At 69.0% G+C, this 12,754-nt stretch carries 9 protein-coding genes; all 9 read right to left on the bottom strand.

Features of this window, described 5'->3' with window-relative positions; translation table 11 throughout:
- Positions 1–50: 50 nt before the first annotated feature.
- Entirely contained in the window at positions 51–1,160 is a 1,110-nt protein-coding gene (rlmN, locus tag ABZ909_RS11215; RefSeq protein WP_356997808.1) for a 23S rRNA (adenine(2503)-C(2))-methyltransferase RlmN, read from the bottom strand.
- Positions 1,161–1,233: 73 nt separating this feature from the next.
- Positions 1,234–4,275, bottom strand: coding sequence for an FxSxx-COOH system tetratricopeptide repeat protein (gene fxsT, locus ABZ909_RS11210; RefSeq protein WP_356997807.1), 3,042 nt, complete (start codon positions 4,273–4,275; stop codon positions 1,234–1,236).
- A gap of 6 nt (positions 4,276–4,281) precedes the next feature.
- Positions 4,282–5,520, bottom strand: coding sequence for an HEXXH motif-containing putative peptide modification protein (locus ABZ909_RS11205; protein ID WP_356997806.1), 1,239 nt, complete (start codon positions 5,518–5,520; stop codon positions 4,282–4,284).
- Positions 5,521–5,617: 97 nt separating this feature from the next.
- Positions 5,618–5,782, bottom strand: coding sequence for a hypothetical protein (locus ABZ909_RS11200; RefSeq protein ID WP_356997805.1), 165 nt, complete (start codon positions 5,780–5,782; stop codon positions 5,618–5,620).
- A gap of 237 nt (positions 5,783–6,019) precedes the next feature.
- Positions 6,020–8,425: an SAV_2336 N-terminal domain-related protein gene (locus ABZ909_RS11195; protein WP_356997804.1), complete on the bottom strand. Its 2,406-nt coding sequence runs from the start codon at positions 8,423–8,425 to the stop codon at positions 6,020–6,022.
- Between the two features lies 1 nt (position 8,426).
- Positions 8,427–9,443, bottom strand: coding sequence for a MoxR family ATPase (locus ABZ909_RS11190; RefSeq protein ID WP_356997802.1), 1,017 nt, complete (start codon positions 9,441–9,443; stop codon positions 8,427–8,429).
- A gap of 10 nt (positions 9,444–9,453) precedes the next feature.
- Positions 9,454–11,289, bottom strand: a complete 1,836-nt coding sequence (locus ABZ909_RS11185) for a serine protease (protein WP_356997927.1) — start codon at positions 11,287–11,289, stop codon at positions 9,454–9,456.
- A 57-nt stretch (positions 11,290–11,346) separates the two neighbouring features.
- Positions 11,347–11,685 (bottom strand): CU044_2847 family protein, encoded by a 339-nt coding sequence (locus tag ABZ909_RS11180; protein WP_356997800.1) that lies wholly within the window; start codon positions 11,683–11,685, stop codon positions 11,347–11,349.
- Between the two features lie 83 nt (positions 11,686–11,768).
- On the bottom strand, positions 11,769–12,665 hold the full coding sequence (locus ABZ909_RS11175) for a phosphatidate cytidylyltransferase (protein WP_356997925.1): 897 nt from the start codon (positions 12,663–12,665) through the stop codon (positions 11,769–11,771).
- Positions 12,666–12,754: the final 89 nt, after the last annotated feature.

Below are 12,754 nucleotides of genomic sequence, written 5' to 3'. Positions count from 1 at the left end.
CGTCCATCTCCACGATCCGCCGGCGACCGAGCACAGCCGCCGATCCAGGGCTATCCCTCGGCGGCAAGTTGGCCGCACGCCGCTGCGATCTCCTGCCCCCGCGTATCCCGCACCGTACACGGCACGCCCTGCGCCTGCACCCGCTGAACAAACTCGCGTTCAACAGCTTTCGGCGACGCATCCCACTTCGAACCCGGTGTCGGATTCAGCGGGATCAGATTTACGTGCACCCGCGAACCCAGCGCCTTGTGCAACTTCGAACCAAGCATGTCCGCCCGCCAGGGCTGGTCGTTGATGTCTCGGATCAGGGCGTACTCGATCGATACGCGGCGGCCGGACTTGTCGGCGTAATACCTGGCGGCATCGAGAACTTCGGCAATCGGCCAGCGATTATTGACCGGCACCAAGGTGTCTCGGAGTTCATCGTCGGGAGTGTGCAGGGAGACGGCCAAAGTCACCGAGAGGTCCTCGTCGGCGAGCTTGCGAATCGCGGGAGCCAGGCCGACGGTCGAGACCACCACATTGCGCTGGGAGATGCCCAGGCCGTCGGGAGCCGGAGAGGTGATGCGGCGCACCGCGTTCACCACGCGCTTGTAGTTGGCCAGCGGCTCGCCCATGCCCATGAACACGATGTTGGACAGGCGGCCGGGGCCGCCGGCGACCTCACCGTCGCGCAGGGCGGCCGCGGCGGCGCGGACCTGGTCGACGATTTCGGCGGTGGACAGGTTGCGGTTCAGGCCGCCCTGGCCGGTGGCGCAGAAGGGGCACGCCATGCCGCAGCCCGCCTGGCTGGAGATGCACAGGGTGTTGCGGTCGGTATAGCGCATGAGCACGCTCTCGAGCAGAGTCCCGTCACCGGCGCGCCACAGCGTCTTGCGGGTGGTGCCCTCGTCACAGACGACGTGGCGGACCTCGGTGAGCAGCGGCGGGAACAGCGCCTCGGCGACGGTGGACCGCATGGCCTCCGGCAGATCGGTCATCCGGGCCGGGTCGGCGACCAGCCGTCCGTAGTACTGGCGCGCGATCTGGTCGGCGCGGAACTTCGGCAGGCCGAGCCCCTCGACCACCGTCTTGCGCTCCTGTGAATCGAGGTCGGCGAGATGCCGCGGTGGCATGCCGCGACGAGGGGCGTCGAAAACGAGGGGCAAGGGGGTAGTCATAACCGTTCCAGTGTCCCATCCCCCGCCGGGCGGACGCCGTCCGGGGGAATCGCGTTCCTCACAGTAAGCGCCGTCACATGGGCGGCGGCTCCACGTCACAGGTGCCCCGGATCCGGGCGGCGGCCGCCTGTGATTCCGGATGATCGGGGCCGAGGGTGGCCGCGTAGGCCTCCAGGGTGTCCTGTTCCAGGTTGTCCGCGGCCTCGATGCGGCCCAGTGCACGCCAATCCAGGCTGAGGTTGAGCGCGCACTGCAGGGTGTAGGGATGCCAGCCTCCGCGCGCCCGCCGCAGCCGCGCCAGCGTGTCGGCCCCGAGTTCGGCGGCCTCGGCCGTACGCCCCAGTCCGGCCAGATCCGAGGCCGCGCCGGTCTGGGCGGCGAGGGTGTATGGATGATCGGGCCCCAACCGGTCCAGGAAGATCCGCACACCTTCCAGATCCGCCTGCAGCGCTTCGTCATACCGCCGGAGCGCCCGCAGCGCCGCCGCGTGGTTGACGGCGCACGCGGCGGTGTACGGATGATCCGGCCGCACCGCCCGGCAGGTCCGGTACGCGTCGGCCGCGTGCCGCAACGCCTCACCGAGATCCCCGGTCATCCGGTGGTCATTGGCGACATTCGTTCGGGCGGAGACGGATTCGGGATGTTCCGCTCCGTACACCTCGACACAGTCGGCCAACGCCGCGCGCTGCATCTCGAGCGCCTGTGCGTACCGCCCGGACTTGCGGTAGGACAGGGCGAGGTTCTTGCGAGCCCGCAGAATGTGCTGCTGCCGCGGATTCTCGAACAGCTCGACGAAATCCCGCAGCACCTGCTCCTGCAGCACCACGGACGCCTCGACGTCGCCCAGTTCGCGGTGGTTGCGCGCAACATTGTTGACGCAGTGCAATTTCAGGACCGTTTCCGAGGCCAGCAGCGGGTCATTGCGGAACCGGTCGTAGTTCGCGACATCGGCGTCCATGGCATCGGCGAAGCGGCCGACCATCCGGTAGGCCACGGCCAGATTGTGCTCGGCGCGAATGGTCTCGATATGACTGTCGCCCAGATGATCTCGCGCCCACCGGAACGACTCCTCGTTGACCTCGACCGCTCCGGCCCAGTCCCCCGACGTGCGCATGCAGGCGGCCAGCAGATCGCTGGACCACACGTGTTCCTCCGGATACCGCTCGCGCTGCCGTTCCACTCCGGCCCGGGCCGCCGCCGCCACATCGCGGGCCTCGGCCGAACGGCCCAGCTGCCACAGGGCATTTCCGGTGACGACCCGGATGCGGACCACCCCGATGTCATCGGGACCCAGCAGCTCCGAGTAGCTTTCCGCGGCCCGCAGGCCGAGCCCCGCGGCGGCGGTCAGTTCGCCCTGCACTCCCAGCGCGTCCACCACATGCTGGATCAGCGCGGGCAGCTGCGCACAGGTACCGTGCGGATCGCCCACCTGCCGGCAGGTCAGCGCCGCGGAGATGTCGAGCTGCTGCCACAGCCACAGGTATCGCTGCCAGAGCGCGGGGAGATCCGTGCGCTGTGGGTCGGCATCGCAGAGCATGCCGTGCACGATGTGCCGGTTCTCCTCGACGACGGGTGCGCCCAGATAGTCCCGGATGCCGTGCCAGGGCACAGCATGGATCTTCAGCGCCTGCCCGCGATCGGTGAACGGATCGCGGCACACGTCGGCCACCGAATCCCGGGTCGCGAGGGTGAGCACATTCCGGCGGCGGTGTTCGGCGATCAGCGCGTCCCGCAGTGGCGCGGGCAGCCTGCGCCCCGGTCGCCGCTCGGTGCCCGGTAGCTGGGAGATCAACAGTGCCAACGGGATCGGCTGGCCCTCCTGGAACGCGGTGAGCAATTGCAGCAGCCGCCCGGCCGCCCATTCGTCACTGCCCACCGGGGATTCGATCAGCGGCTGCACCACACCGCCGAAGATGAGGGCCGCCTGCCGGTACAACCCGTCCGCCAGCACCGGGAACGGTTTGTCGGCCACCGAGCGCACGAAGGTCTCGTCGATGACGTCGGCGCCGCCCGCCCCACGGTGCGCGAGCGCGTTCAGCAGCACCGGGCTGCCGTCGACGGCCGCGCTCAGTCCCTTGGCCAGATCGTCCGGGAGCGACCGGACGTGCCGCTGCAGGAAGTCGATGCCCTCCTGCTCCGAGAAGCGCGGCACCGTGATCGGCTGCGGCTCATCCCAATCGCGGGCCTTCGACGTCAGCAGCACATGACCGGGACCGTCCCACGGGATCACCTCGGACAGGCGTGCGGGCTTGCGCGGCAAGGGAAAACGCTCGCCCGCGGCCCGGTACCGGTCCGGCGTCACATTGTCGTAGATGATCAGATAGCGCTTGCCGCGGGTCCGCAGCGCCTGCACCACATCCAGGTGCAGGGTCTCGCGCGGCAGCGAGTCCGGCAGGCCGAGCGGCTCGGCCAGCTTGCCCAGCTCGGCGCGCAGCACCGCGCCGTTCTCGCCGGGGATCCAGGCGATCAGATCGTATTGCGACCGGAAGCGGTGCACGTAGGCGGCGGCCAGCCAGGTCTTGCCGCTGCCGGGCCGGCCGGTCAACACCACGACATTGTCGGCGTCCAGCCGGGCGCGGATGTCCTCCATCTCCTGCTCGCGGCCGAAGAACCAATCCGCCTGGTACTGGGGCGTGGTCATGGATTGATACCCGGGGTACATCTGCTCCCGGGGGTAGCGCACCTGCAATCGACCGGCCTGCCGCAGGGTCTCCGGCACGGTCTCGGAAGCCGTGTGGCCGAGCGCGTTCAGGACTCGCGCCCGTGCCTGCTGCGCGCTGGGCAGCACGCGGAGGTTGACCACCGGTATGCGGTCCGCGTCGGCCGGCACGTCGGCGGCTCCGACCAGGACGGCGAGCACGCCCGCCCGGTCGGCCAGCCGCGCCCAATCCCGGTGCGAGAACCCGGCCGCCCGGACGAAGTTCACGCTGACCACCAGCACCACCGTGCCGGCACGCTCGGCGGGATCGGTCCCGTTCAGCCGCCGGGTGCGGACGTCGAGGCCGACGCCCGCGCACACCTGCTGAATCCACAGCCCCCAGACCGCGTCCTCGGGCGCGTGCACAACCACGATCGGCGGGTCGGCCGGAAGCTGTTGCGGCGGAATCGATGCCAAGGGTCTCTACTCCGTTCGCCGGTTCGTGGCCGCGGTGCGGCCGTCGTGAAGCGCGGTGTGTCGCATGAGCTGGACGAAGCGGTGGCCGGTCGGGGTCAACCGGTCCGAGTGCAGCAGGGTGTCGCAGGCGTCGAGGGTTTGCTCGCGCACCAGGACGCCGTCGACGTGGTAGCCCTGCTGCCGGGCCGCCCGGGCATGCAGTCGCACCACCGCGAGATGCGCGTAGATGCCGTGCAGGACAGCGCTGGCCGGCCGCGGCTCCCGGCGCCACGGCGAGGGTAGATCGGCCGCGCCCTCGACGGCGATGAGCGGCACGACCTCCATCAGCGCGCACAGCTTCGAGTGCTGGAATTCGTGCAGCAGTGCGGTCGCGGCGGCCAGATCGTCCGGCGGCAGCACCATGGCGGCCGCGCCGAAGGAGTCGGCCAGCGTGGAGCTGACGAAACTGGACGAACCCTGCGACCGCGGCATGATCGCCCGCATGCCCCGGCACAGCGGTCCTGCCAGCTCGGGCACGGTCCGCCGGAGCAGTTCCAGCGCGGGTTCGAACAATCGCCGCCAGCCGTCGAATTCGGACTCCGGGGAGGGCTGCCACCGATGCCGCGGATCGGCGGGCGCGAGGTCCGGCCAGGCCGCGGGTGTCGGCGGCAGGTCGTCGAACTCCACGGTGACCACACCGTCCGGTAGGCGAGCAGCCAACCGCCGCACCGATGTCCACGGCTGTCCGATCTCGGGTGGCGTCGTCGAACCGGTGGAACGCACCCGGGCAGGGTCCGCGGCCGGGCCGGTCCAGCAGCCCAGTCCCGGCACCACGACGGCGTCCCCGCTCGCCGGCAAACACAGGTCGAACGGCGTCCCCGTCCGGATCGCGGCCGCCGCGGCGAACGAGGCCAGGTGCGCGGCGGGCACCGCATCGGCGCCCTGTTCCGCCCCGCCGGCCGCGAGCGCCGCGCCGCACACCGCGGCCCAGGCCCCGAATCGCGGGTGCTGCAGGGTATCCCGCACCGGGTCCGGATGCTTGCGCTGCATATCGGCGAGCAGCTCGAATGCGGTGCGCACAGAGTCATCGGCCACGGGTGCGCGGACGATGGCGGCCAGGAAGGCCAGGTTCCGGCTGAGGTGGGATCGCTGCAGCAGGCCCAGGGTGCCCGGCGCGTCGGACAGCCGTGCCAGAGCGTCGATCTGGTCCGCCGGTACCGTCAGGGTCGCCAGCTGCTCTGTGCCGCAGCCCAATCGGGACCTCATGACCCGACCCGCCGCGCTGTCATGCGCCACCCGCGCTGCGCCCCTTCATATGCCACCCGCGCTGTGCTGATTCATGCGCCACCGGCGCTGTGCCGATTCATGCGCCACCGGCGCTGTGCCCTGCGAAGATGATCCCGGCGGATGCCCTGCGCGCCAGGGCGATCCGCAGCGCCTGCCCGATATCCGGCCGGTCGGAACGAGCCAGCACATCCAGCGAAATATCGGATAAATCGGGAATACCACGCGCCGTCTCAGGCTCCATCGCACAACCTCCCCCGGGCGGATCCGACCGTTTCCGGTGTCGCGACCAGACGCCGCCGAACATGCGATCCGCCCACCTTCTGTTGACACCGGCGGCTGATTTCAACATAACCGAAACCTCCAATTGCCGGTAGCGCCTTGGAAATTGAGCAATCAACTGACTCCTGGACCTCCGACAGCCCTCGGTCCCGCCGGACCCGCCCGCGCCCAGTGTGATCGCCGTCGGGTGCCGCCTCCGTCATCGAGCGCCGGGCTCCGCTTCCGGCGGTGCCAGTTCCAGCAGAGCCCGCACCGCCGACAGTGCCGATCCGGGCTCGGCCACCACGTCCATCAGGCCGGGCAGGGCCGACCGCAGGATACCGACCAGGCGGTGCATCAAGCTGGTTTCCAACCGGCCGGTGGCCGCGCCCGACTCGACCCGCCGCACGAATTCGCGCGTCGCCTCGCTCAGTTCGATCCCGGCATCAGTCAATTGCGGTGCGGCATAACGGAAATCTTCGAGCAGCTGCTCCACCACCGTGGGGTCCGGATAGGCGGACAGCACCACGACATCCAGCCGTGCGCGCGCCAGTTTGAGCAACAGCACCGGCCCGCGCGACTCGTCGGCGCCCTCGGCGGCCACCCGATATCGGTCGATCGCCTCCCACGCGTACAGCGGTTCGGCGGCCACCTCGCAGCGCAGCACCAGGGCGTCCCCGAGTTGGTCGGAGACCTGGACGCCGAGCCGGCCGTGCGGTTCCATGGCCTCCACGGCAATGCGGAGCACTCGGGTCGAGTCGATGAGGAAGTCCACCCCGCCGACCGCCGAATACCGCCGGAACAGCAACCCGCCGAGTTCGGCCACGAATTCCGGATCGTCCTCCGCGTCCGGCATTTCGGTGAGCGCGGTCTTCGCCACCGCGATCGCCTCGTCCAGATCCGAGGTGTCGCCGAATCGCTCCCAGCGGACGCGCAAGAGCCTTGTCATGCTGTGCAGCACCGTGATTCGCGGCGCATACCCCATCGGGACCGAGGCCAGCGCGTACCGGCAGCGGGTGAGCGCGAGATCCGGATCGTCCAGCGCGACGGTTGCCACGGCATCGCTCAGCACCGCGTCATAGCGGCGACGGTCGTCCTCGTCGGGCGGTTCGGTGGGCGGATCGGGAAAGCTCGGGGCAATGCGCCGCAGCGTTTCCGGAGACAGATAGGCGAAAGGCGCGCCACCGCCGGAGGACGGCTCGGAAACGGTGGCCCGGAAGACTTTTCCGGGCACGTCGTAATGCGTCTCGATGAATTGCGACACGGCATTCAGCACGCCGGTCGCCTCGCTGCGCGGCAGGGCGTCCCGCAGGATGGCCGCGACCTCCTGCCGGAAGACGAACACCCGGCTGTCCTCGGGAATCGTGTAGGGCGGCGCGGAGGTCTCGGTGGCCTCCTCGATCAGGCCGCCCGCCAGCACCTCGGCCAGCACGGTCGCTCGGGTGCCGGGCAGCACCGCCCGCTGTACGAGCCGCATGATCGGCAGCAGCAGCGGCACCTGCGCCAGGCTGGCGGCCAGGCGGAAGGCGTCCGGCGAGGAGGCCGAACGGAAGCGTCGCACCCGTTCCAGCGGACGATTCCCGAGTTCGGCGTTCTGCCGGGCGGCGAGCGTGCGCGAGCGGTCCGGATCGCTCGCCGGGCTGCTCAGCAGCGGGAAACCGGCGGCCCGGCGGCGGCCGGTGAGCAGGTCGGTCCAGGGCGCGATCCAGCCCGGCGTCATCTCCAGCACCGGAACGGGCATCGGGCCGGAACCCGCCGGCGCGACCACGCGCAGGGGCGAAGGACAGTTGAGGATCACCGGAGTTATTCGGCCCTGCTCCCAGTTCAGACCGGTCCTACTCCAGATGCTGCTGGGCAGCGGCTGGATGACCGCCACCGGGGACACCTTGGACAGCTGCTGCAGTTCCGCCGCGGCCGTGCCCCACTGCCACGCGTCACCCAGGCAAGCGCTGAAGACCATGATCACCCGGCTGCCCGAGGCGTCGTAGAGCTCCGACAGCGCCCGGTCCGCGGGTTCCCGTGCGCCCGTGGCCAATCGGAGCGCACCCTCGGCGTCCTCGTCCAGATACCAGACCCGCACCTGGCGAAACCCGACCTTCTCCACCAGCTCCCGCACCGCGCGGGCCAAACCGCCCCAGGCGACCATGGACGGATGCCGGTCGAACACCAGCGCGGCCTCGCGCCGGCGCACCAGTGCCGGCCGGGTGACCGGCCAGGCCACGCCCGTGCTCGCGCTGCGCTGCACCGTCGCGTCCTCGTCGAACTCGCGCTGGTCGGGATCGGGGAGTCGTTGTCCGAGCGGGCGGAATTCGCCCAGCAGCCGCAGCTCCGAATCCAGCGGTGCGGGTGCGGAGACCTCGATCTCCGCGCGGAAGGGCCAGCCGTAGGTGCGGCCGGGTGACGCGGCGGGCGCGGCCCGGGGCGCCACCGGCAGGTCCGGCGGCGACGTGGCCGGAATCGGCGAAATGGGTTCGGCCTCAGGCGCTTCGGTCGGCGGCGGAGGCGACGGTGTCGCGGCCGCGGGCTGATCCTCGATGTGCTTGGCGAGCCACAGCGCCTCGGCGACCTGGTCGGGGTCCATCTCCAGCCCGCGCAAAGCCTCCAGCAGTTCGGACAGGCTTCCCACCTCAGCCCCCGCTCTCCGTCGGCTGCATCAGACGCTCCGCCAGCCGTTTCCGTCCCTCCTGGTTCAGATCGTCGCCGGCGGCCCGGGTGAGAACATGCAGAGCGATCAAAAGCCGATCGGTCGGTAGTGTTCCCAGATCATCTCGTCGTCTGATGAAAGTCTCGATAATCTCCTCATATTCCCGCACCACCGAGTCTCCCAGATGCGCGGCGACCACGCGCTCCAATTGCGCGCGTTCGGGTTTCGCCAACTGGAGTTGCAAACAGCGGCGCAGGAAGGCGGGCGGGAATTCACGCTCCCCATTGCTCGTCAAGATCACGATCGGGAATGCGTTGCACTGCACGAAACCCTCGGAGATCGAGACTTGTTCCCGGCCCTCGTGGGTGAAAACGTCAACTGTCCCGCGCTGCGCCCGAATTCGGCGCAATTCGTCGATCTGGTACTCGCCGTTCTCGAAGACGTGCAGCAGGTCGTTGGGCAGATCGACATCGGCCTTGTCGATTTCGTCGATCAACAGCACCCGCGGCCGCCGGTACGGCAGCAGCGCGGTACCCAGCGGTCCGAGCGTGATGTAGTCGGCCAGCTCCACCCGCCCCGCGTCCGGCAGCTGCGCCTCTTCGAAGCGCCGCAGGGCATCGTAGTGGTAGAGCCCCTCGCGCAGCGTGCTGCGGCTGGTGATCGGCCAGGTCAGCACCGGTCCCAGCGCCAGCTCGCGGGCGATGAGATAGGCCAGCGAGGATTTCCCCAAACCCGGTGCGCCCGTGACCAGCAACGGTCTGCGGCACAGCAGCGCGGCGTTGATGACATCCAGATCGTCGGGCCGCAACTGATGCGCGCCGATGTCGCCCGCGCCGAGCTTGCGCCGGATCTGATCGGGCTGATCCGCCCGCTCCCGGGGCGGCGGCACCAGCGGCGCACCGGAGAAGGTGCGCGCGAGCATCGGCGGCGGCACGGCATCCCAGCCGTCCCGCCGCGGCTCCCCCGAACCATGGAACACATGCCAATTGGGTGCTGTCATCCCCACTCCCTCATGCCATCCGCGGACCCGCCAGCGGCGGCCGGCGACGGCTCTCCCCCGGCTTGTCGAACAGGAAAACGATCTTGCGCCAGAACTGATCTCGCTGGACGGAGGGTTGCATCCGATGCTGCTCGCGCCACACCGCGAAGTGCCAGTCCGACGGCGACTCGCCCTGCAGACGCGTGGTCAGCTCCGCCCGGAACATCGCCCCGCCACAGTGCAACCCAGCAGGATGGTCGGGGCAGCGCTCGGTGCGCCAGAGGGTCACCGGCAGGGCGTTGCTGCGGGATGCCTCCAGCGCGTGCACTGTGGGTGGTTCGGTGATCGCCAGACTGTCGTGCGGCCCCGGATCATCGGAGTCGTAGACGAAAAGTTCCTGCAATGAACCCAGCTCCTGGGCACGAGGATCGGAGCAGCAGATCCATACCAATCCGCCGGACGACTGCCGCAGCAGTCGCCGATAACGCTCCTCGACCTCGACGATCTTCTCGTCGTCCTTCTCCCAGGTACAACTCCGACGCAATCGCATCACGTATTTGCTGAACGGGCGCGCATCCGCCGGTCGCTTCCATTCGTACAGCGGTTCCTCGGTCAAGAAATCATCGGGCAGCGCGACAACGATTTCGACCGACTGGGTCGCTGCCCGTGTTTTACTCAACTGGCGATCGAGCGCCGCTTTCAAATCCTGCTTGACCGTAGCGTATTCGCCGGCATTCTCGCACTTTTCATCCTCGACCTGGAGTATTTCCTGGTCGTCGAATCTCCGGTGTACCTCATAGCGGAACGACGGGGGCCGCCCCTCGATTTTCGGCCCTGGGGCGGGCTGAATCACCCCGAAAAGGGTCGTGCGCACCGCGGTGTCCGGCAGCTGCGCCAGCAGGAATTGCTCGAGCTCGTCGAGCACGGGCTTTGCGAGCATCCGCCCTTTGATGCGCCGCAGTTCTTCGGCAACCGTCATGTCGAGCTCGGGCAGGAAATGGGGAACCACGATGCAGAAACGCGCCAGGGCCTCGTTCGGCCGCGGGAACTCTGTTCCCAGGAACTCGACCAAGTCGCGAAGCGTCGCATAGCGCTTCGCGTCGCGCGGCCTGACGAAGTCGCGGAAAAGCTGATTGACCAGCTCTTCCGGGGCGAGTCGACCGGTACCGGGTGGGATCTGGGCGAGCAGACCATGCAGGTCGATCATCCTGCGCCGCACGGCGCCGGAACCACCGGACAACCAGTCCGTCCACAGCTGGTGGTCGCTGTGATACATGTCGTGTGCGGTGACGATCTGCTGATAGAGCTCGGGTGAGCACAGCCGGCGCAGGCCATCCAGCAGCAGCACCACCGCGCCACCCTGGGGTGCGGTGAAACTCTCGCTCCCCTTGACCAATCCGAAGACGCAGCCCTGCCGCATCGACCACACCGGCCCACCCGACATGCCCTGGATCACCGCACGATCCCCATCAATGGTGCAGAACTTCGGTGGATGCGGTTCCCGCACAACACAATCGCGGTAATTCTCCACGAAGTCGGCGACATAGCCCGGGTTGTAGGCGCAGATGAGCAGCTTGTCGCCGGGCTCGGGCACCGGTTCGCCCAGCAACACACAGGGGACCGCTTCCACCAGCTCGGGTTCGACGATGCGGAGCACGGCATGATCGTCGAAGTCCCAGCGATTGCTCTCCGGCGGAGCCGGGTCCGCGACCTCGACTTCGGCCACGCTCGTTCCGTCCTCGAAGCGGAGCTCGACTCGCGCGCCTACGGTTCGGATTACGTGCGCAGCGGTGACCGCGTAGCCGGGAGCCACCCGGAACGCCGTGCCGAGCGACTTCCCATCCGGCCGCGCCGGAATCGGAACCACCTCGGCGGTGGCGCTTTTCAGCAGCTTGGCTATCTCATCGTGCGCCGGCACCCGGCCTCACCCCGCCGCCTGGTCCCCCGCATCGCGCGCATCCAGATCCCAGTCGAGTTTGATCTTCACCGACGCCTTCGCCCCACCCGAAGCCAGCACGGCCATCACACCGCGGGAGTCGAATGACAGCTCGAGTCCGAATTCGACCGCGACCTTGTCGGCCCGCAGACCGGACACGCTCTGGTGCACCGAGGCGGCGACCCCCTTGACGGTGTCACCGAACTTCTCGATTTTGAAGTAGTCGCCGAGGCCGGCGTCACCACCGGCCTGCTCGCCCGCGTCGGAGGTGACCCGGGCATTGATGATCGTGCCGTCGGGCAGCTCGATCTGCTTGATGTCGCCCATGGTCGCCCCCCTGTCACCGCTGCCGCGTCAGCGCCCCTGCATTGAACCACCGAAACATTCTGAGCGGCAACCGTTTCGACGCGTCAGAGCAGCGCGGTGAGCACCAGCCAGGCCACGAAGGCCGACGGCAGCATGGAATCCAGACGATCCATGATCCCGCCGTGGCCGGGCAGCAGCGTGCCCATGTCCTTGATCCCGAGCTCCCGCTTGACCTGCGATTCGATCAGGTCGCCGCTGGTCGCCACCAGCACCAGGCCCACCCCGAGCAGCACGCCGATCATCGAGTTCGCCTGCAGCAACAGCGTCACTGTCAGCAGGCCGCCGATCACGCAGAACACCAGCGATCCACCGAAGCCCTCCCAGGACTTCTTCGGGCTGATGTGCGGCACCATCGGGTGCTTGCCGAACAGCACACCGGCCACATAGCCGCCCACATCCGAGCAGACCACCAGGATCATGAAGGTGAGCACCCGCAGGTTGCCCTCGTCCTCCTGCAGCATCAGCACCGCGAAGGCCGCCAGCAGCGGAATCCAGGCCAGCACGAACACCGCGATCGCGGTGTCGCGCAGGTAGTTTCGCGGCGTGGCCCGCAGGCCGTGGTCGAACAGCCGCCACACCATGATCGTCAGTGTGGTCGCGCCGAAGGCGCCCAACACCCCCTGCGGCCCGGACGGCCAGGCCAGCCACACCACCGCCTGCCCGCCGACCAGCAGCGGAATCCGCGGCACCAGCACATCGGCCTCGCGCAGCCGCTTGGCCACCTCCCAGGTGGCCACCGCGACCGCCACCGCGATCACGCCGATCAGCACCTTGGGCGCCCACAGCAGAATCGCGATGAGGGACAACCCCAGCCCGAATCCGACCGCCAGCGCCGCCGGCAGGTTGCGGCCCGCCTTCGACGCGGGCGGCTTCCCCTCGTCATTTCCCGGCCCTGCCGACCCCGCGCCCGCCGCCGGCGGTGTGCTGGCGTCCTCCGGCATCTCGCCGGTGGCGGCAGTCTCTTCGGCCACGATTGTCCCGTCGCTCACTTGTCGTCCGTTCGTCCCTGCCCCCGGCCGGCGTCGGCCGT

The organism is Nocardia sp. NPDC046763 (assembly GCF_040645495.1).
In the GTDB taxonomy this organism is placed as follows: domain Bacteria; phylum Actinomycetota; class Actinomycetes; order Mycobacteriales; family Mycobacteriaceae; genus Nocardia.
This window is presented reverse-complemented; position numbering and strand designations above follow the sequence as displayed.

Coding starts and splice junctions, on each gene's coding strand:
- rlmN (WP_356997808.1), bottom strand. CDS start 1,160: ATGACTACCCCCTTGCCCCTCGTTTTCGACGCCCCTCGTCGCGGCATG.
- ABZ909_RS11205 (WP_356997806.1), bottom strand. CDS start 5,520: ATGAGGTCCCGATTGGGCTGCGGCACAGAGCAGCTGGCGACCCTGACG.
- ABZ909_RS11190 (WP_356997802.1), bottom strand. CDS start 9,443: ATGACAGCACCCAATTGGCATGTGTTCCATGGTTCGGGGGAGCCGCGG.
- ABZ909_RS11180 (WP_356997800.1), bottom strand. CDS start 11,685: ATGGGCGACATCAAGCAGATCGAGCTGCCCGACGGCACGATCATCAAT.
- ABZ909_RS11175 (WP_356997925.1), bottom strand. CDS start 12,665: ATGCCGGAGGACGCCAGCACACCGCCGGCGGCGGGCGCGGGGTCGGCA.
- ABZ909_RS11200 (WP_356997805.1), bottom strand. CDS start 5,782: ATGGAGCCTGAGACGGCGCGTGGTATTCCCGATTTATCCGATATTTCG.